Below are 16,642 nucleotides of genomic sequence, written 5' to 3'. Positions count from 1 at the left end.
ACACGAGTACTAACGGTTAAATCCTCAACCATTAGTACTGTCTCTAACTTGGGTTGCTCCACACGAGTACTAACGGTTAAATCCTCAACCATTAGTACTGTCTCTGGTTCCGTTAAATCAAGTGTTTTATCCTCAACTTTAACAGATGGGGGGATATCACTTGAGAAAGTAAAAATATCATCTAGATGTGGTTCTGGCTCATCTCCTACATCGTTGAAACTTTGTGAGGCTTTCCACGTAAGCCCCGGTGGAATCAAGCGAGTCAGTCTTACAAGTAACTCAGGCTCAATGGGAACAGAAAACGATTTGTTATCCCACTGAACCAACACATAGGGCAAATAACTGCCTAAAAATGGCTGATTTTCATTGAGCAAAACGGTTCCTTCTACAGTGCTGTTCCTCAAACGAACGCGATCGCCTACCGCCCACAAGTCATCCGGGTCTGGTGGTTCGTCTCCCCACTCTTGGTTATCCAGCCAACCGCGAACGATAAACCATTGAGGTTCGGTTATGGTGGCAATCATGGTTTTAACTCCTCAGCCAGCGAAATACCATAAAGAGTCGCGATAATTGCAGCCTGTTCGTATCTCCCTTCCTGTAAGTGAAATCTCACAGCGGCGATTGGAGTGGTCACTTGCCACCAATTCAAGTCAGGTAGGGGCAAAATAATGCCTTCATTCGCGCAATTCATCCTCAATCTCCTCCTCTTCTTTAATTTCTTCCCAATCACCTCTAGCTAAGGAATGTTTGTGCTGTGCTAGGGCAACTTCAGCCTGTGTTCGAGATCTAGAGCGCAAGTTTTGTTTTTGAGCAATTTCAGTCGTTCCTTCCTCGACGCGCTTTTGCGCTACTTCAAACCACTGAAGAGTCGTGCGCTTCCACTCTTCGCGGGCCATGATATCCAGCTTTCTACAAGTATCGAAGCTGATTCTTGTGTCAATAATGCCTTCATCTTTTAGGTGCAGCCAGTCTCTTCCTTTACTGCACACCTGGCAAACAGGCAAGCGATCGCGATCGTAGTTGTACTTTGGAATAACTCGTTGAACCAGTAAAGGCTGTATTTTGCCCGTATCCTGGCAACAGAAGCACTTCCACCGGGGTTGCCAAATTTCTTTATCGCACTCTTCTTCCGTGCGAGTTGGCGCGGGTTCTAGTGGCTCAAATTCAAAGTCAAAGTCCATCTATTAGCCCTCCTCTTTAAGCCAGCTGTATTGTTTGGTCTCCCAACACCAATCAATAAACGATTGCTTTTCTTTGTCGCTCCCGGCAAATTCAAATGGGTTCCTGGTTCGTTCAATCTCGGATAACCAGTTCTCAAACTGGGGATGATTGCGCCATTTGTCGGTTGCGATAGCGAATACAGCTTCCGGGCGATTGTTCCAGATCTCGAGCCACTCTTGAAAATGGTCGTTGCCCATGAAAGAGTTGAAACTTCTGATTTTCTTGCCCGTGTCTTTGTAATATTCTTCCCTAACAAATTTTTCAAAGTTCTCTCGCTCGCTGTCTGAGAGAGATTTTTTAAAGTCTGAATAAGTCTGAATAGTCTGAGGAACTGTAGAAGCGTTGTTTGGTAAGGGTTCTGAGCGCTGGTTGTCGCATTCTTGAGACTGCTGTCTCATTTTTGAGACTGCTGTCTCATTTTTGAGACCGCTGTCGCATTCTTGAGACTGCTGTCTCATTCTTGAGACTGCTGTCTCATTTTTGAGACTGGATACACCTTTGAGATTGCGAATACTGATACCCTTGTCTTGAAAATCAAACAATTCCAGTTCCTGAAACTTAGCCAACGCTCTATAGTATGTAGCCTTGCTTACATCGCACTCTTGCATGACTGTCAGTGTACTAATGTCTTGGTAAGCGTCGCCCCAAGGCTCAATCTCTATTAAGTAGCTCCATATCCTCCATTCAGCAGCTGTTAATTTTGCCGAACGCAGTATTCTAGAAACTTCAGAGGTAACAGGATAAAACTTGCTGTTAATATTCACCCAAAACCTCCTCAAAAGTTACCGTAATGCCAAATTCCGAGCAGGTTGCTGAGAAGCGTGCCAGCTTTGTTAAGTCTGGTTTTCCAAACAAGTGAATGCGTTTGCTATGTTCTGGAAAGAAGGCTGAGTAAGCTAAAATCTTGCCTAAAGCTTCCTTCCAGTCATCAATATTCTTGATTTCGATAACTTCGGTAGCAGTAAGTAAATCGATACGACCAACAGCGGTAACTACTTCAGTTTGACCGCCCAGTTCGGCTTTGAGGCGATCGCGTATTTGGTGCTCGATACGATCGCGACTTGCTGCTTGACCATACTTGCTATCAAGAAATCCCTTTTGCACAAGCGCATATAGCGCTCTAGAAACGCTAGTACGGTGAATACCAAGCAGTTTTCCTAAGTCACCGCAATCAATCTCAAGGTTGCGATCGCCATAGGGGTCTTTGGTACGAATGTAATACAGTACACCTAGCTCTGCTCTAGTCAATTCTCTGAAACACTCCACCCAGTCTTCAGTAGTGAGGCGAAGATGAAGAAGAGTTTTGGGTTTTTTCTCTGATTTCATTGACTCACCTCCTCAAAGGTGACAGCAATGCCAAACTCCGAGCAGGTTGCTTGGACTTTTACTAAATCCTTCAACTGTTCTTCACATTGAAGCAAATGAAATTTACCTTGAATTTTTGCACGAGTGCTACAGCGACTGTGTTTTTTTGGCATAATTGAGGATAGATAAGTTTATAGATTCCCCCTACAAGTACCAACGACTAGGGGTGATTTGTTTTTTGGGAACTTAAAGCAGCGCAAAATTGTCTTACCTATTGGTAATGGTGTAATTCTTTAGAAAACCCCCATAGCAAAATCTGGCATTCACCCATGTAGATATGGGCAATACCGTAAAAAATGTGCGACAATTCATAGTATTATGTTTGTTTTGCTTGTTTTGTCTTCAATCCGTGATATTAATTGAAGGCAATTTCTTCAAGTATGGAGTAACTGACAGGCTTACAAGGCTTGTTTGCTACTGTCGAATTCAACTACTTGTGGTTGCATTCTATTACCATTCTTGATAATATTCAACTACTTGAAAAAAAGCAAGTCCCTCTCCCTGTTACAAAAGATGAAGAAGCATCAACAGATACTGATCCAGGCAATCAAAAACAGTGGCATGACGGCCAGGGAAATTGCAAACAGAGTAGGTATTCACGAAAGTACTCTGAGCAAGTTTCTGGACGGAAAATCGGATTTGAAGGCAGAAAACTATTTCAGCATTCTCAACGTACTGCCTGAGAGCCAACGTCAAATAGCTCAAGCACAGCTCGGTTTTAGCCCGGAAACAAAGTTGGAATCCGTGCTTCCATTGTTGGCTCACGCATCAAGGGAAGAGCAGGCTTTGGTGCTGAGAGTGATAGCTGACTGTTGGCTTAACAATAGTGGAACTAGCGATCGCTCGAGCGAAATGCTAGCTGTATAGTTAGTGTTTCAGTGGTGCGAAATTTGGCTTGTCGCTACAAAGTCGATTGTGTTTGATATTTTAAATTGTTTTTTTATGTGGTTATTGAGTTTGATTCTCTTTTCAACGACTTTTATTAGCTTTTTTTTCTTAAGTAGAAAGGGTACGAATTAATTCCCGAATTACATCCGTTGCCGGTCTTCCATTTGCAGAGCAGTACTTTTCTAGCTTCTCCGCCTCGCCCGTAGTAAGATTGATTGTCAGTCTCTTAACAGCCCATTTTTTATTCATTGTTTCCCCCCATGTATTTGTACAATACTTCTCTAAATATCAATCATCTAAACTGTCACAAAAAGAGTGAGAATACTTATCTTTTTTAGAGGTAGTAGGGATTGTAGTTTTGCTGGAAATGTTCTTGCTTACTCTAAATGGCTGGAGAAATACGGATACCTATTTTATGAAGGTACGATCGCGGTTTGTTGTTGGGTGCAAGTGCAAAAACTTTTACGCCTTCATTTGCTTTAGACAAATGAGTGATTTTGATAGTCATAATATTTTTGATTTGTACTATTAATGCATGCATCTGCAAACTTTGCATCTTTCTAAAAGTATAATTAACAAAATTCTCATGCCGCGCTCAATTTTAGAATTGCGATCGCTCGGTGGTAGTTAGTGTAAGGGTTTGGAATGAGTTATGAGGTTGCAAGGCCGAACGTACAATCCACAAGCCAAGCAAGAGTTAACAAAGGAAATTGAGCTATAAGTAAAAATTAATACATCTCAGAGTCGTGCTAAATTCTAGAAAAACCCCTACTTAGAGTTGGCTTGGTAGGATTTTAGTCTTTTTAAATTGATAAATATACTGGTTATTATAAATTATAATACTGAAGCTTTTATGTGTTATTTAAACTCAGTATTGAAGAAATTTGATAGTATATCCTGTTTGAGCATTCGCGAGCTGGCGATTTGCGATCGCCGAAGAGCAGTATCGCACCTAAGTTTTATACTTCAAGCTGATTGATGAAACGCCATGGGGATTATACTTCACCATACTTCTGAGAGAAACATTGGGATCGAGTAGGAAATGCGAATCGCTCTTGACGGATGGGTGCCGTATCACGCTCAGGCTTAAGCTTCACAAGCTTGCATTTGATATTCGGTCTGACAAATCCTATCGGGTATTAAGTAATGCTTATCTAAACGGGGTAGAGCGATTGCCTTAGTTGCCTGTGGAGTGCGATCGCAAATACTTTTTGATTAGCCTTGGTTCTACATATGTGTAAATCTTTACGGAAATACTACTAATGACTAAGACAGATACTGGTGACACTATTGGTATCCACACTGCTAGTTGGAAAAGACCGAAACCAACTCCCACGAAACCAGACAAAGCAATACCTTCTAGCAGCACCAGCCGTAATGGATGCCGCACTTGCGCCGATAATACAGTCCCCACCAATGCAGCAATATACAACCACATTAGTTCGGTCGCCTCAGGAAGGTATTGAATCTGGGGACGCCCATTGAGCACTGCACTTATTAGCTGGCTGGTTGTCTGTGCGTGAATTAAAGCAGGCGACATTCTTGCGGGTTGGTCTGGTAATGCACTATAAGGGGTATAAAAACCAGAATGAAGGCTGGGGGTTTTCGTACCAATAATCACCAGACGGTCTTTGAATAACTTGGGATCTACAGATCCGGTTAATACTTGTGTAAGAGTAACTTCTGGTGCAAGGCGATCCGGATGGCGGTAATTTAGCATAATTTGATAGCCACCCGCATCTATCTTTTTATAACCACCTGCATCACTTGTTAAAGATTTAAAATGTGCTTTTAACGTGCGATTTTTGGTATGGCTCAATATCATGTTTTGTTTATCTGGAAAATCAGGTTCGACACCCTCTTTTTCCAGATAACTCATTGCCAGTACTGTAGCAAATGATGTGGCTGTTGTACATTTTTTGTCGTATTCAGAATGAGCAAATAGCAAACTTCGACGAACAATCCCATCATCATCTGTTACTAAATCCGTAAATCCTACGTTATTTATAGATAAATTTTGAGGAGGCGCAATTTCCTGAGTTCCTACACTGCTGAATGCACAAACACTAATAATATTATCTCGCCGTTTTAAACCTGATGCAAAATTTTCTTGTTCCGATCTGTATAAATTTACTCCAATAATGCGCGGTTGATATGATTGTAGCTTTGCCAATAACTCGTTAAGCGTGTTATCTGATAAAGGCCATTTTTGTTTCCGAACGTCATCTTCAGTGACTGTCACTAGCACCAAACGCGAATCCATTGGTTCTGGAGAACGCAACCGTAACATTTGGTCATATGCTTTTAATTCCCAAGTTTGAAGCAAGAGTTCGCTGATTCCAAGAATAAAAGCTGTTGTAGATAAACTTATAATAAGTTTTTTTTGGAGTGATAATTTTGTTGGCAAGTACTCTTGAATCCAACTACTATTAAAGACTTCTCTATAAATTTGATTGCGTACTGTTAACACGGAATTTTGGCAACGTATAATTCCTGAAAGTTTTAAGTAGGATTTAACTAATGATTGCTCTTCATCAAAAACCGGACGCTTACTTTTAAGAATTTGTTGGTACGCAGTCAAAACCTTTAATATATCGGGTGCTCGTTTGGTTAACATATCCCGTATAAACTGTAAGTTATTGTCTCGCTTGCTCATAGCACCAAAGAAAGCTTCGCTGACTACACGGTTTATATCAGCTTTTGACCAATTTTTGTTGTTTTGCTGGCTAATAATGCTACAAAGTTGCTGTGTTAGGTATGGATGTCCTCCCGTCCATTCCATCACCCACTGTAACACCTGTAGTGCTTTATCGGTTGGCAACCCCAAACCCTCAGCTAGCGGTTTTGCTTCTTCAAAAGTAAAATCAGTCAAGTCAAGACGTTGACCTATATTGAATGGTGTTCGTTTGGGGTCGCGGATCAGGTCTCCTGGAGTCGCAACACCAATCAACACGAATGAGAGGCGGTGAAACTCAGCTATCTGTGCGCGAGCAACGTAAAAGTAGCGAATAGCCGCAAAAAAGTCATCTGTAAAATCAAGGCTAAGAGTGGTATCAATTTCATCAACAAAAATGACTATAGGTGATAAGACCTCAGCTAGCAAAACTTTCTGAAAAAATAAAGTCAATCGCTGGGTGAAGCCTAGGTGAGAGTGTTGCTGCCACCACTGCACCACGTCTGTATCTAACGACAGGGTTCCTTCAATAATTGTTAGTAGCCCCAAATACTATTGTTCGGCTGTGACCTGCGTTCCTACTTGTGTCAAATCAATAACTACTGAATGAATTCCTTCTTCAGTCAGACGTTGGGCAGTCCGCACCATAAGACTGGATTTTCCCATCTGGCGTGAGGTGAGGACGTAAGCAAATTTGCTGTCTTGGCATAGCGAGTGCAGTTCCTCATCAGCTTGACGGGAAATGTAAATTCCTCCACCAGCTTGAACGGTGCCACCTACAGTGTAGATACTTGGTTTACTCACGCAGATTCTCCCGAAAATAATTAGCATAAAGCTGACAGCGCGGTTGCACTATGCGTCCTTCTTCCCGCACCAAACCTGCACCCCGCAATTTCCAAAAGATACGTTTATCCGTGCAGGTATTTTGACGAATCACCTCTAGCAAACCTTGAATTAATTCTGTTTTGCCATGCAATAGGGAAAGGTGATGGCGCAGGTGATCGCCAAAGCAACCGTTATCCGCAGTTGCATTGGCAAACAACTCATCGGGGGAAACTAACCGATTGGCAACCAGATAAAGCGCCCGTCTGACTAAATAAGGATGTCCGCCCAACAGCCCTATCAATCGCCATTCTTCGTTGGAATTGAGAGGTCTGCCGTGACGGTGGTTGAGGTCTGTTACCTGTTCGGGGGTAAAATCTTCGAGCGCGATCGTCTGCCCAACATTAAAGGGTGATTGGTTGAGGTCGTCAATCAGTTGATAGGGTTCGGTGGAGGTAACCAGGGTGAGATCGAGTTGTTTCCAAATCGGCATGGTGGCACGGCAGTTATGCCAACTCCGCAACATGGAGAAGAAATCATTGCGGAATTGAGCGCTAAATATCTTATCCACTTCATCCATGGCTAAAACGACGGGACAGCCCAATTCTTTTAAAATGTAGCCTTGCATATACCGGGTGCAGCGCTGGCTGTTTCCCAAAGGAGCTTTCCAATACTCCTCAACTCGGTCTTCCATTTCCAGAATATCCGTTAACCAGAAACAGAAGCGGCGGAAAAAAAGTTCTGAATCCTCCAAGGCGGCTTTGTCGAACAGTTGAAAATCTAGAAAAGCAACCCGCTTTCCTATATCCTCCGCAGCTTTCATTGTCCGAATCAGCAGAGAACTCTTCCCGACCTGTCTTGCTCCTTTTATAGTAATCGTGACTCCCTTTTGTCGGATTGTTTGCAGTGCAACCGCATCCGATGGACGTTCTATGTAAAACCTTGATTCACAGTCCATTGTGCCTTCTGGCATTTCCAGCGTGACTGGTTGTGCGGAAGGAAAAGGACTCGCTAGAGTTGAATGGCGATCGCTAATTTGAACGAGCTGTGCTTTAACTTCTTTTTCCCCAAGACTTAATTTGCCCCCAGCAATAGCTTCTATCAACTCCCCAATCAATCGTGATGTATCCGCCTCGCCTTGCCAGAAAGCCCAGTTGATAGTGTCCAGGTATGCATTTAAGGGATACTGGAACGGTTCTCGATATGCCAATCGCACTGGCATAATTGCAGGATATCCACCCCGCACTTGCGCCAGTTCATGGGCTTTGCGAATTTCCCACTCTACCATCTCGCTGTGGACCGACCGAGCAGAAAGAAAGACAATGAGAAAATCGGCTTGAGAAATTTCTGCTTCTATTGCAGGTGCTAACTACTACGTGTATTGAGTGTAAAACAGTTTTTCAAGAAAATTTGCAGGTTGGGTTATGAGGTGCAAGCGCTCGCTCCTCTAATTTGTGGATGGGTGGCGATCGCTATCGCATTTCTTATTCGCCTATACTTAAGTTGAAAAGAAATGTGCTGCCAATTATCCCCCTGCCGATAACTGTTGATGTAGGGATAATTGAATTTTCTAGTAGGTTATACTTACTACGCATTTTGAAGCTACGGGCTGGCGATACGGCACCCATCCGCAATGCAATCTGCCGCTATGCAGAGCGCAAAGCGATCGCACTGGCTTCAGGCTGGGTTCTGGAACGCCAATTGTAAATCTGACACGTTTATCTGAATTTTAGTATCGACCAATCGGTTCGGGCTGCCAACTGGCAAACGCTCCCCTGTCACCCAGGCAGATTGCGGCTGAAATTGGTAGATGCGCCGGGGAGATTCATCCAAATAATCCTCTGGAGTCCTTATCAGTTGTTTGCCAGTTCGGTGTAGGAGCAGTTGCATCACTTGGGGAGTTCGTTCCGAACCCAGTTCTGAGGCAGTCCCGTAAAAGTACAGTCCTTCACCCGTACCCTCTGAAACGCTGGAATTAAAGATGGCAACTGCCACGCGTCCTTTGTTGTGGTAGATGTTTTGTGAATGATTGGATGTTATGGCTGAAGACCAGTAAATGTTTAATTTTTCATCATACGCAAAAAAGACGGGTGATGCCCAAGGAACACCATCCACAGAGCAAGTTGGGAGCGTGTAATAAATGTTACTGACAATAATGCGTTGAGCTTTTGCTATAACTTCCGGGTTTTTAGAATCAATTGTGCTGACCCATTTATTAGTTTCGGCTGCGCTTTCCATACAAAAGATTCGTTATTCAAAACTATCCAGTCTAATTTCTCGCAAAATATCGGATGGTTTCCAACCGCCCGAACTAACGGTATAGCTTCTTGACACTGCTTGGTACATATCTATGGATTCTGGTTCAATTGGTAATTCTTCTGGCAAGCTTGTTTGGTCAGCTTCGGGTAAACCGGGCTGGGCTTGGACTTTTGGTGCTGGGGTCGAAATTTTAATAATGCTCTGCTTCATGATGGTATTCTTGTAAAAGCAAAGGCTTTATTATACGTTTTTTAAGTTGTTTTTAACTGCCTGCTTTGGAAAAATCCGGGCAAATATGGGGGAAGCCGTGCGATCGCACTCTGCGGGCACGGGAGTTGCGAAGGCCATTTTGGTATCAACCAATTGGTTCGGATCGCTCGAAGCGAAAGGGAGCGATCGCCCGCTGTGTAAGTTACCTCGCGCCCTGATATCAGCACTTTTCTCAAGATGCCGCACCTAACAAACCCGACATCTCTAAAACTTTTTGCGATAAAGAGTTAGCTTCGACAGCTACCTGGTTTCTGGCTGTGGTGTCAGACCAAATTTTTTCCCAATGAAACGACCAATGCGCTAAGGCTCGTCCTAATTCCACTAACTCATAAGCCCGGTCAATCTCCATCTCGGGAGCAGTCCATTCGATAAAATACAGACTTTCGCGAAGTTCCGTAGGTCAGTGTGGACATCTGGGCAACCCAATTCAATTGGAACTTTTCGAGGTTGGTGCAATTCCAACGGGAAACGATACAGTAACCGTTGCTGTATCTAGATCTAGAAAAACTCGTCACCGTAGTCAATCTACGTATACTCAGATTTCTCTAGATTTTAATTAGCGGTCAAGTACCTCCATTGAACGGTTTTGGCGGGGGCGAATATTTATGAGGGAGTCATAAGTGATTTTTTGACTCGTTGGCATAAATCCCGCTCCCCAAATGTTTTGTTGAGATCTGCCATCCTCAAGTAAAGCTTGTTCGCAGAAGTAATGCATATCAGCTCCTCCAGCCAAGATGCAGCGATCTATATCGACTGCTAACTTAATATAGAACTTTAGCTCTTCTAGCATTTGTTCCATCTGTTCGGGAGTGGCGCGAGTCCGTATGATGAGAATCAATATATTTTCCTCATAGAGCTAAATCATAAATTTAACTCTGCCATTAGAGCATTTTTAACTTCAGCGTCAAAGTCTGTTCCAATCGCTTCGGACAATTTCCGTAATGTCTCTCGTGGTAAAGACTTAGCATCCTCACTTTCTATACGGTAGAGATTGGCTACGCTCATTCCAGCTTGAGCCGCAACCCAAGTGGGTGTTAGTTTTTTAGCTTCTCTGGCCTTCCTAATTCTACTGCCCAGGTCTGGTAGGTTGACTTGTAGTGTGACTTGCATCCAATTCATAACGTTACGTCTCCATTCATTTTCTTAAATCCTAGTCCCGATTTCGACTTTTTACACGCAATGCGTTTCTCGCGTCACGTGAAACGTAATAAGTAATGGTACAATAAAAAAAGACTTTTAACAGAGTTATGTCTGTGGGATTAAATCCCAACTCGTTCCTAGGAACAAATATTCGATGGATTTTAAACCTCTGTAAAGAACTCTCAACGTTCTTCTGGTTCAGAAATAATAAAGGCGATCGCTCTGACACCAGTCAAAATGCGATCGCCCTTTACAAAAACCTAAATTAAATCCTATGATGCCACAACTTCAAGCTCTTGCACCGAACGAACAGATTCTTGCTCAACGAGAACTCAACCAATATATCGAAGCCCAAGCTAACGCTATAGCGCCGGAAACTCCCGAGAATTCTTTCGGTAACCTTGCTCTTGCCAGCCAAAACATCCTGGTCCACGCCATGATGCTCGCCCAACAAAAAGAGCACTTATCCAAAAGTGAGTATAAAAAGTGGCTATTGCAGCGCGGTTGGAAGAATGAAGACCGGAAGTACTTAAAAGTGGCTGAAGCGTTCGGGCACTTTGCCAGTCAAGATTTAGCAAAAATCGAGCCAGCGACTCTCTTCCGTTTGGCCAACAATCCCAAAAAGTACCAAAGCGTTATCGACCAACTGCGTTCTCTAACAGAAATTAACCAATCTACCGTGCGGGAACTCATTGCCCAGCAACGACAACCCAAAGAACCAAAACAAGAACAAGCAAGCATCTGGCGGCGGACGAAGAATGGTGGGAGATATTGTCAAATTCCACCCATTCACCAGGAGGGCGAACAAACCGGTACTGCCTTGCAAAAGATGATGGATGAGGAGGGGTTGACGGCACAGCGTATTGTGGCTGAGGCTATAGCATTGCGGCAGGCATACAAAGAAGGTCGATTGGTGTTGGTAGAAAGTTTTAAGCAACCAAGTGAAGAAGAAGTTTGGGTTGGGGACAATACAGACGCTAACACTGAGGGTGAATGGACCTTCGAGCCTGCACCGGAAAAAGACGATTGTATGGAAGACGATGATGCTGTTGTTGAATCCAAACCAGAGCACTGCACTCAATCTCCCGTTGAGTTGTTAATTGAGACGTTTCAAAATGCTACAACCTGGGAAGAAATTAGAGTGGCTGTAGCCGTTCGCGAAGACTGCAAGCAAGAGGCATGGCAGGCGCTAACACCTGTTGAGAAGAAGCGAGTCAGAGCGTTAATGCCAGTTGAGGTCAAGAAACTAAAAGAGGCGAAGAAGGCAGGTTTGATTGTTGATTTTCAAGAACTCAGAGAGGGTGTTTACCAGGTGCGGAGAATGGGGAATGTACTGGGGGAAGTGGTGAGTGCATTGAGGCTGGATGCTTTTTTGGCACAGTTACGGGGAGGCGGGCAAAGTTTTGCTTGAGGTGGAATTGCGCTTCAACATAGTTCTGAGGGAAACACTGGGATTGAGTAGGAAATGCGATAAGCGAGCGATTACGGATGGGTGCCGTATTGCGCTAACTCTTTACCTAGCAACCACAACTCTCATACCAATTCTATATGAGGCTGCGCTTTATTTTCCCAGAGTCCAAACCCTGGCTTAAACAAGGGCGAAAATTTGGCGCATCTTCATAAAGAAACGGTATCAGTAAAAACTTTTTTAACGATAAATTGATTGGAGGCGGTTCTATTAATAAGAACGCGCCCTCAGACGAGACTGCTGCTGTTATATAGCGGGTATGGGCATAACGGAGCAAAGGGTGAATGATGCTTGCCCCAATCTTTATACTTGTGTAGGTAAAATTTCTCTTGGGACTCTAAATATAATTTAGTTAGCATTATTTCAAAATTCAACTAAATTCAAAATATTGATAATGAGTAGTAAATTTATACCTTTGGTCTGTGATGATGATGTCATTCTTTTACAACAAGATACTTTTAAAATTAGTAGATTAAAAGAACTACTCTCTCATGATATAGGTATTAAATTAAGTCGAGAAGTTTATAATTTTCAATGTAAACTATCACAGGGTTCTGTTTTTAACACATTCGCTAGAGCCTCTATTGGTCAAGAATGTATTGCATTAAATGAAATTCAACTTCATTTTATCCAAAATTGCCAAATTCTTAGAATTGGTGGCAAAGGTTGGCAGGAAGGAAAGCTAAAAATCCAAGTTAGTAAATCGATGGGAGACTTGCCGATTCAAGTTGATTTAGAATTTTGTCCCGATAAACCTGATGAGCCTGAATCATTTTTAGATGATATTAGAAAAACGATAAGCAACAATACAATCGCAAATACCTTTACTTAAAGGTTGGAAGTTATATTGAGTGTATTTCTTAGGGAGTATGTCACATTTTGGACTTAATCTTTATTTAAAGCATACTAACAATAATTGTATGCTTAACGGCACATTGCCTTGAATTTATGACTTTGAGCCACTCTCCTAACTTACAGTCGGGAGAGTGGCTCAATCGCACTGTGGTTGCTACAGTCTATTGGTTCTGGGAAAGCCATGTTGTTGATGTGTTGGGCGCAGCGATCGCAGGCATTTGTTATTGATAAATTGTTACATGGAGATTTGCCTACACAATCCTTGCCGTATGAGTCAACAGTGAGATGACTTTTTGCAGCAGCTATCTTTTTGTCCAAATTGTGGATTTTCAAGAACTTAGAGAGGGTGTTTACCAGGTGCGAAGAATGGGGAATGTACTGGGGGAAGTTGTGAGTGCATCAAGGTTGGATGCTTTTTTAGCACAGTTGAGAGGTGACGGGCAAAGTTTTGCTTGAGTGAAATGGTTTTGGATGAGAGCGATCGCTCCAAACGCCTTCATGCGATAAGCTGAGTACAGCTTGCGCTGCGCGATAAGCACTCTTTCGGCTTGCGCCTTCATGCGATCGCTAGCTAATAGAGTGCAATCGCGTAGTAGCATCTTTGACCACCTCCTCCAAGTCACAAACTGATTGAGAATTGTCAAGATTTCTTTTGAAAGCGGCGTAAAACTTCAAGATTTGGCTGATAAATTACTGAATTTTTATGTCTCGACCAGAGGTAATTAAGATGATAGCTAGCCGTAAGAATTGGTATGGTCTGTTGTGGTTGACAACTTTTCTACTGACTGGTGGATTCTGGGCTTATTTTGATACCTCTGCTTTTGCTCAAAATGCAGGAAATATAACAATTACTATAAATAAACCTCTTTTGTCACTCTAGGCAGAGGAAAAATAGGAATAAGGGATATTGAAGTTTTGAAAAATTGAACGAGTCAAGTTATTGACAATTATTTGGAGATGAAAAAAACCTTCAGATAACTTAGGAACTGTAAAGACTTTTAGCCAAGGTTTAATTAAATTGAATAGCACAAAGGGTTGAAGTATCAAACGGAGGTTGTTCAGAATATTATTCCAACCGTTTCCTTTATCCCACCAGGAATGGGATGAGAAATTAGATTCAGATTGTGGTGGAAATTTGAGCAATTGTTCAGAATGGAGACTAACCATTAAATAAGCGCTACAGACTATTTCCCACCACCTCTCTATTTGAGGATAATGAGTGACCCGAAAATCTGCCCAACCTAATTCATTTTTACTCTGCTTTAAACCATATTCTACCCAAGTCCTTAACCCATAAAAATTTCCAACGTCTCTCGGTGTAATTTCTGGGTATTTACTCATTACATACCAAGTCGTGTTTTTTGGAAGTGCTTCTTTATCAGTGGTTATTTGCCAATATCTAATTCCTTGATTTTGACCACAAATTATCTCTCTAATAAATCTATTTTCTGAACTTAAGTTAGAGAAAACGCGCTTGAATCTTTGCCACTCTGAATATTTAACTTCGGTTTCTGCTATGCCCCACGCAGAATGGTTTGAGCGAATTGCAACTATAAAATTAAGATTTAATTCATCTAGCACGCTTATAAAATTTTTACCGCTCTCCCCCTCCGGGTTCGCAGTCGCTTCAAGTCGGCAAAGCCGCCCAACGCGCTGCTTACCATATAGACTATCTGCCAGAACAAGATTAAACCTAAATCCCATTGATTTTAATTTTCTCATCATTATCGCTGCGATTTCTGGTTTAGTTAAATATTTATCTCCTGGCTGTAATCTTTCCCTTGGTTTATAAATTTCAAACATTAATGGAAACGTCATTCCCGATAGAACTGCATAGGCTGTAACTGCAACAATACCATTATCTGTTTTCCCTAAATTTCCAATATATTGCCGTTTTACGTAATCTGTCTTATTTCCTTTTTTCTTATCACCTGTTTCATCAATGATTAATATAATTGGACGATTTTGGAGGATATCTAATATGAATTCTAATCTTTGTTTCTGTAATTTTTTAACATCCCAAGGTGATTCTGTTAAAAAATGGTGTAATGGTTGATGATTATCTAACCCTACAATTTTTGCTATTTCTGGTAGAGTTTTTCGTTTTATTTCAGATATCATACCCATGTGCAGGTATTTAAAAGCTTCAAAACTTCTAACCTCTGGAAATAATTTTTGATAAATTTGACAGTACTCGTCAATGAATTTGACTGTAGGTATTGGTTGACGAGGCTCTACCATAACACAGGTACTAGTTTTAGCGTTTGTCCTTAATTATACTCTAGCAAGAGTGACAAAAGAGGGATAAAGTGACAGTCAGTGGAAATACCACGCTTATCGCTGACCCTTCCAATCCAGCGTTAAGTACTGGTGGTAATATCTCTATTACTACAAGACCTCTTATCATACGTCGCGTGCCAGAACCTTCTTCTACATTAGGTTTGTTGGCTGTTGTGGTTGTTAATGCAGTTTCAATACGTAAGTTCAAACAAAAATGCAGACAATTTTAGTGCTAATTCGGTTGCGATCGCATGAAGGCGCAAGCCGTACCCGGCTTATCGCGCAGCGCAAGCTGTACTCAGCTTATCGCGCTTGGCGCAAGCCTTATATGTGCTTATTGTTTCGGCTTATCGCACTCCATTATAGTTCTGGGGAAACACTGGGCTCTGCTTCAGGTTAGACCTCGTGACTCAAGCTCATGACCATAAGGAGACACCTACCGTAGCCTGGAGGATCGTACTCTCGCAAATCCCTAAAGCCTGCTTTGCGGTAAGCTCGTTGTGCGGTGTGGTTGTGGATGGAGGTGGTGAGTCCTAATAAAGGAATAGAAGTGTCTTCGCGCAGGTGCTTTATGAGTAGTTGCAAGGCTTGCGGTCCGATGCCCCGTCCCACGTAGCTGACTTCACCAATCAAGATGTCGATATCAACTGAGTTCGCAGGTATTTCCTTCAATCCAACAGAATCCAGTATCTCGCGGGAAACAGCTTGCCAACGCAAGTAGCCAACTCTAGCACCATTTACCGCGATTACCGCCCGTTCGCCCCCAACTGGTGGACATAAAGCCCAATCGAGGTGTTCTTGTGGTTCTTTATACCACTTTGCTACGTGTGGCGCTAGGAGCCAGTGCGAGAGCAAAGCTGCGTCGCTCGACCTAAAGGGTACAAGGGTGACGTCATGATTCATGACTGAGATATTAAGTTTCATCGGATGTAGAGATTGAATTACTAGAGAGCCGTTTTCCTTTGAGGCGCTCCCAAGCTTGAGTATCTAGCGGTCGCACCCAGTCCCAGCCAATTTTTGCCCAGTCCGGATCTTCGGGGTCAAGCCCCAGTTCCCGAATTGCTTCGCTTTCTGTTATGAAGTATTGTCCTTTGTAGGGAAACAGATACCCGCCAATTGAGTCCAGAGAAGCCCGCGCATCCTCATAGGTTGCAAACCAGCGATTGAGGCAAGCATCCATTCCCGACACGTACATGATTGAATCTTTTTCGTGTAACTCCGTCATTGTCTTATCATACCTATGACTTAATCTAAGATTTGCTGAAAGTTCGGGCTAAGTGAATAAGAATTATTTATTGACACTTTTTTTAAGATAAAAAATTAATACCGCGCCTACAGTACCCCAAGGGGTGATAAAAATCTTAAAAAGAATTGGACTATTTTTTTACGAGTTACACTTA

29 protein-coding genes and 1 pseudogene are annotated in these 16,642 nt (G+C 42.5%); 9 read left to right on the top strand and 21 right to left on the bottom strand.

The window, feature by feature from the left end; all coding sequences use genetic code 11:
* The 6 genes from AB0756_RS39355 to AB0756_RS39330 form a co-directional block, all read right to left on the bottom strand.
* On the bottom strand, positions 1–524 hold a 524-nt coding region (locus AB0756_RS39355), incomplete at its 3' end, for a hypothetical protein (protein WP_408104053.1).
* Complete coding sequence (locus tag AB0756_RS39350; RefSeq protein ID WP_153021490.1) at positions 521–691, bottom strand: hypothetical protein; 171 nt, start codon at positions 689–691, stop codon at positions 521–523. The genes AB0756_RS39355 and AB0756_RS39350, both read right to left, overlap by 4 nt.
* Positions 675–1,181, bottom strand: a complete 507-nt coding sequence (locus AB0756_RS39345) for a hypothetical protein (RefSeq protein ID WP_050046055.1) — start codon at positions 1,179–1,181, stop codon at positions 675–677. Before AB0756_RS39345 ends, AB0756_RS39350 begins: the two co-directional genes overlap by 17 nt.
* Positions 1,182–1,184: 3 nt before the next feature.
* Complete coding sequence (locus tag AB0756_RS39340) at positions 1,185–1,985, bottom strand: hypothetical protein (protein WP_038072505.1); 801 nt, start codon at positions 1,983–1,985, stop codon at positions 1,185–1,187.
* Positions 1,975–2,547: a MarR family transcriptional regulator gene (locus AB0756_RS39335; RefSeq protein ID WP_050046054.1), complete on the bottom strand. Its 573-nt coding sequence runs from the start codon at positions 2,545–2,547 to the stop codon at positions 1,975–1,977. The genes AB0756_RS39340 and AB0756_RS39335 overlap by 11 nt, the downstream gene beginning before the upstream one ends.
* A complete protein-coding gene (locus tag AB0756_RS39330; RefSeq protein WP_153021489.1) occupies positions 2,544–2,699 on the bottom strand; it encodes a hypothetical protein in 156 nt (51 codons plus the stop codon). Before AB0756_RS39330 ends, AB0756_RS39335 begins: the two co-directional genes overlap by 4 nt.
* Before the next feature lie 400 nt (positions 2,700–3,099).
* Between AB0756_RS39330 and AB0756_RS39325 the strand changes: the two genes are divergently transcribed.
* Positions 3,100–3,453, top strand: a complete 354-nt coding sequence (locus AB0756_RS39325) for a helix-turn-helix domain-containing protein (RefSeq protein ID WP_038072507.1) — start codon at positions 3,100–3,102, stop codon at positions 3,451–3,453.
* A gap of 129 nt (positions 3,454–3,582) precedes the next feature.
* Here the strand turns inward: AB0756_RS39325 and AB0756_RS39320 are convergent, their stop codons facing one another.
* The 5 genes and pseudogenes from AB0756_RS39320 to AB0756_RS39300 all read right to left on the bottom strand — a co-directional run bounded on the left by AB0756_RS39320 (position 3,583) and on the right by AB0756_RS39300 (position 8,327).
* Positions 3,583–3,723, bottom strand: coding sequence for a CopG family transcriptional regulator (locus tag AB0756_RS39320; protein ID WP_072040769.1), 141 nt, complete (start codon positions 3,721–3,723; stop codon positions 3,583–3,585).
* Positions 3,724–3,856: 133 nt separating this feature from the next.
* The gene (locus AB0756_RS39315) at positions 3,857–3,982 is read right to left on the bottom strand and encodes a hypothetical protein (RefSeq protein ID WP_408037998.1); all 126 of its coding nucleotides are present in this window, start codon (positions 3,980–3,982) and stop codon (positions 3,857–3,859) included.
* A 669-nt stretch (positions 3,983–4,651) separates the two neighbouring features.
* Positions 4,652–5,881, bottom strand: a complete 1,230-nt coding sequence (locus AB0756_RS39310; RefSeq protein WP_408104054.1) for a CHASE2 domain-containing protein — start codon at positions 5,879–5,881, stop codon at positions 4,652–4,654.
* Between the two features lie 33 nt (positions 5,882–5,914).
* Positions 5,915–6,952: pseudogene (locus tag AB0756_RS39305) on the bottom strand (AAA-like domain-containing protein); the annotation flags it as partial.
* Positions 6,945–8,327, bottom strand: coding sequence for an AAA-like domain-containing protein (locus AB0756_RS39300; RefSeq protein WP_408038081.1), 1,383 nt, complete (start codon positions 8,325–8,327; stop codon positions 6,945–6,947). The gene AB0756_RS39300 and the pseudogene AB0756_RS39305, both read right to left, overlap by 8 nt.
* A 158-nt stretch (positions 8,328–8,485) precedes the next feature.
* Between AB0756_RS39300 and AB0756_RS39295 the strand changes: the two genes are divergently transcribed.
* On the top strand, positions 8,486–8,677 hold the full coding sequence (locus AB0756_RS39295; RefSeq protein WP_137986380.1) for a hypothetical protein: 192 nt from the start codon (positions 8,486–8,488) through the stop codon (positions 8,675–8,677).
* Here the strand turns inward: AB0756_RS39295 and AB0756_RS39290 are convergent.
* From AB0756_RS39290 to AB0756_RS39265, 6 genes are all read right to left on the bottom strand, one after another.
* Positions 8,648–9,208 carry a pyridoxamine 5'-phosphate oxidase family protein gene (locus AB0756_RS39290; protein ID WP_038093886.1) on the bottom strand — a complete coding sequence of 187 codons (561 nt, stop codon included), beginning with the start codon at positions 9,206–9,208 and terminating at the stop codon, positions 8,648–8,650. The genes AB0756_RS39295 and AB0756_RS39290 overlap by 30 nt on opposite strands.
* A gap of 12 nt (positions 9,209–9,220) precedes the next feature.
* Positions 9,221–9,439, bottom strand: a complete 219-nt coding sequence (locus AB0756_RS39285; protein ID WP_038093883.1) for a hypothetical protein — start codon at positions 9,437–9,439, stop codon at positions 9,221–9,223.
* A gap of 30 nt (positions 9,440–9,469) precedes the next feature.
* The gene (locus AB0756_RS39280; RefSeq protein WP_038093880.1) at positions 9,470–9,685 is read right to left on the bottom strand and encodes a hypothetical protein; all 216 of its coding nucleotides are present in this window, start codon (positions 9,683–9,685) and stop codon (positions 9,470–9,472) included.
* The gene (locus AB0756_RS39275; protein ID WP_153021488.1) at positions 9,672–9,848 is read right to left on the bottom strand and encodes a hypothetical protein; all 177 of its coding nucleotides are present in this window, start codon (positions 9,846–9,848) and stop codon (positions 9,672–9,674) included. Before AB0756_RS39275 ends, AB0756_RS39280 begins: the two co-directional genes overlap by 14 nt.
* A 207-nt stretch (positions 9,849–10,055) precedes the next feature.
* On the bottom strand, positions 10,056–10,337 hold the full coding sequence (locus AB0756_RS39270) for a DUF5674 family protein (RefSeq protein WP_050046050.1): 282 nt from the start codon (positions 10,335–10,337) through the stop codon (positions 10,056–10,058).
* Positions 10,338–10,360: 23 nt separating this feature from the next.
* Positions 10,361–10,618, bottom strand: coding sequence for a helix-turn-helix domain-containing protein (locus AB0756_RS39265; RefSeq protein ID WP_050046049.1), 258 nt, complete (start codon positions 10,616–10,618; stop codon positions 10,361–10,363).
* Positions 10,619–10,746: 128 nt separating this feature from the next.
* Here AB0756_RS39265 and AB0756_RS39260 point away from each other — a divergent pair, with 128 nt between their 5' ends.
* From AB0756_RS39260 to AB0756_RS39245, 4 genes are all read left to right on the top strand, one after another.
* A complete protein-coding gene (locus tag AB0756_RS39260) occupies positions 10,747–10,908 on the top strand; it encodes a hypothetical protein (protein WP_153021487.1) in 162 nt (53 codons plus the stop codon).
* Between the two features lie 5 nt (positions 10,909–10,913).
* A complete protein-coding gene (locus AB0756_RS39255) occupies positions 10,914–12,050 on the top strand; it encodes a hypothetical protein (RefSeq protein WP_408104052.1) in 1,137 nt (378 codons plus the stop codon).
* Positions 12,051–12,501: 451 nt separating this feature from the next.
* Positions 12,502–12,939: a KGK domain-containing protein gene (locus AB0756_RS39250; protein ID WP_038093877.1), complete on the top strand. Its 438-nt coding sequence runs from the start codon at positions 12,502–12,504 to the stop codon at positions 12,937–12,939.
* A gap of 116 nt (positions 12,940–13,055) precedes the next feature.
* A complete protein-coding gene (locus AB0756_RS39245) occupies positions 13,056–13,190 on the top strand; it encodes a hypothetical protein (protein WP_408037986.1) in 135 nt (44 codons plus the stop codon).
* Between the two features lie 122 nt (positions 13,191–13,312).
* Here the strand turns inward: AB0756_RS39245 and AB0756_RS39240 are convergent, their stop codons facing one another.
* Positions 13,313–13,561, bottom strand: coding sequence for a hypothetical protein (locus tag AB0756_RS39240; protein ID WP_153021486.1), 249 nt, complete (start codon positions 13,559–13,561; stop codon positions 13,313–13,315).
* Positions 13,562–13,665: 104 nt separating this feature from the next.
* Here AB0756_RS39240 and AB0756_RS39235 point away from each other — a divergent pair, with 104 nt between their 5' ends.
* On the top strand, positions 13,666–13,842 hold the full coding sequence (locus AB0756_RS39235) for a hypothetical protein (RefSeq protein ID WP_162002240.1): 177 nt from the start codon (positions 13,666–13,668) through the stop codon (positions 13,840–13,842).
* Here AB0756_RS39235 and AB0756_RS39230 read toward each other — a convergent pair.
* Complete coding sequence (locus tag AB0756_RS39230; protein WP_038093874.1) at positions 13,839–15,203, bottom strand: IS701 family transposase; 1,365 nt, start codon at positions 15,201–15,203, stop codon at positions 13,839–13,841. The two genes, AB0756_RS39235 and AB0756_RS39230, sit on opposite strands and share 4 nt — an antisense overlap.
* A 68-nt stretch (positions 15,204–15,271) precedes the next feature.
* Between AB0756_RS39230 and AB0756_RS39225 the strand changes: the two genes are divergently transcribed.
* Both AB0756_RS39225 and AB0756_RS39220 read left to right on the top strand, forming a co-directional pair.
* Positions 15,272–15,472 carry a PEP-CTERM sorting domain-containing protein gene (locus tag AB0756_RS39225; RefSeq protein WP_050046048.1) on the top strand — a complete coding sequence of 67 codons (201 nt, stop codon included), beginning with the start codon at positions 15,272–15,274 and terminating at the stop codon, positions 15,470–15,472.
* The gene (locus tag AB0756_RS39220) at positions 15,457–15,642 is read left to right on the top strand and encodes a hypothetical protein (RefSeq protein WP_038093872.1); all 186 of its coding nucleotides are present in this window, start codon (positions 15,457–15,459) and stop codon (positions 15,640–15,642) included. The genes AB0756_RS39225 and AB0756_RS39220 overlap by 16 nt, the downstream gene beginning before the upstream one ends.
* Here the strand turns inward: AB0756_RS39220 and AB0756_RS39215 are convergent.
* Both AB0756_RS39215 and AB0756_RS39210 read right to left on the bottom strand, forming a co-directional pair.
* Entirely contained in the window at positions 15,639–16,145 is a 507-nt protein-coding gene (locus AB0756_RS39215) for a GNAT family N-acetyltransferase (protein ID WP_038093920.1), read from the bottom strand. The genes AB0756_RS39220 and AB0756_RS39215 overlap by 4 nt on opposite strands.
* 10 nt (positions 16,146–16,155) lie before the next feature.
* Positions 16,156–16,467 carry a hypothetical protein gene (locus tag AB0756_RS39210; protein WP_050046046.1) on the bottom strand — a complete coding sequence of 104 codons (312 nt, stop codon included), beginning with the start codon at positions 16,465–16,467 and terminating at the stop codon, positions 16,156–16,158.
* Between the last annotated feature and the right edge of the window lie 175 nt (positions 16,468–16,642).

This window comes from Tolypothrix campylonemoides VB511288_2 (genome assembly GCF_045999855.1).
In the GTDB taxonomy this organism is placed as follows: domain Bacteria; phylum Cyanobacteriota; class Cyanobacteriia; order Cyanobacteriales; family Nostocaceae; genus Scytonema; species Scytonema bouteillei_A.
Note: the sequence above shows the minus strand (reverse complement) of the source record. Positions and strands in the feature narration are given on the sequence as shown.

Bases quoted from the DNA above. Each gene is read 5' to 3' on its own strand.
- AB0756_RS39240 (WP_153021486.1), bottom strand. From the start codon at position 13,561: ATGCTACTACGCGATTGCACTCTATTAGCTAGCGATCGCATGAAGGCG.
- AB0756_RS39285 (WP_038093883.1), bottom strand. From the start codon at position 9,439: ATGAAGCAGAGCATTATTAAAATTTCGACCCCAGCACCAAAAGTCCAA.
- AB0756_RS39245 (WP_408037986.1), top strand. From the start codon at position 13,056: ATGACTTTGAGCCACTCTCCTAACTTACAGTCGGGAGAGTGGCTCAAT.
- AB0756_RS39345 (WP_050046055.1), bottom strand. From the start codon at position 1,181: ATGGACTTTGACTTTGAATTTGAGCCACTAGAACCCGCGCCAACTCGC.
- AB0756_RS39250 (WP_038093877.1), top strand. From the start codon at position 12,502: ATGAGTAGTAAATTTATACCTTTGGTCTGTGATGATGATGTCATTCTT.
- AB0756_RS39290 (WP_038093886.1), bottom strand. From the start codon at position 9,208: ATGGAAAGCGCAGCCGAAACTAATAAATGGGTCAGCACAATTGATTCT.
- AB0756_RS39335 (WP_050046054.1), bottom strand. From the start codon at position 2,547: ATGAAATCAGAGAAAAAACCCAAAACTCTTCTTCATCTTCGCCTCACT.
- AB0756_RS39275 (WP_153021488.1), bottom strand. From the start codon at position 9,848: ATGGAGATTGACCGGGCTTATGAGTTAGTGGAATTAGGACGAGCCTTA.
- AB0756_RS39220 (WP_038093872.1), top strand. From the start codon at position 15,457: ATGCAGACAATTTTAGTGCTAATTCGGTTGCGATCGCATGAAGGCGCA.
- AB0756_RS39215 (WP_038093920.1), bottom strand. From the start codon at position 16,145: ATGAATCATGACGTCACCCTTGTACCCTTTAGGTCGAGCGACGCAGCT.
- AB0756_RS39255 (WP_408104052.1), top strand. From the start codon at position 10,914: ATGATGCCACAACTTCAAGCTCTTGCACCGAACGAACAGATTCTTGCT.
- AB0756_RS39350 (WP_153021490.1), bottom strand. From the start codon at position 691: ATGAATTGCGCGAATGAAGGCATTATTTTGCCCCTACCTGACTTGAAT.
- AB0756_RS39235 (WP_162002240.1), top strand. From the start codon at position 13,666: ATGTCTCGACCAGAGGTAATTAAGATGATAGCTAGCCGTAAGAATTGG.
- AB0756_RS39210 (WP_050046046.1), bottom strand. From the start codon at position 16,467: ATGACGGAGTTACACGAAAAAGATTCAATCATGTACGTGTCGGGAATG.
- AB0756_RS39320 (WP_072040769.1), bottom strand. From the start codon at position 3,723: ATGAATAAAAAATGGGCTGTTAAGAGACTGACAATCAATCTTACTACG.
- AB0756_RS39325 (WP_038072507.1), top strand. From the start codon at position 3,100: ATGAAGAAGCATCAACAGATACTGATCCAGGCAATCAAAAACAGTGGC.
- AB0756_RS39315 (WP_408037998.1), bottom strand. From the start codon at position 3,982: ATGACTATCAAAATCACTCATTTGTCTAAAGCAAATGAAGGCGTAAAA.
- AB0756_RS39230 (WP_038093874.1), bottom strand. From the start codon at position 15,203: ATGGTAGAGCCTCGTCAACCAATACCTACAGTCAAATTCATTGACGAG.
- AB0756_RS39265 (WP_050046049.1), bottom strand. From the start codon at position 10,618: ATGAATTGGATGCAAGTCACACTACAAGTCAACCTACCAGACCTGGGC.
- AB0756_RS39260 (WP_153021487.1), top strand. From the start codon at position 10,747: ATGTCTGTGGGATTAAATCCCAACTCGTTCCTAGGAACAAATATTCGA.
- AB0756_RS39330 (WP_153021489.1), bottom strand. From the start codon at position 2,699: ATGCCAAAAAAACACAGTCGCTGTAGCACTCGTGCAAAAATTCAAGGT.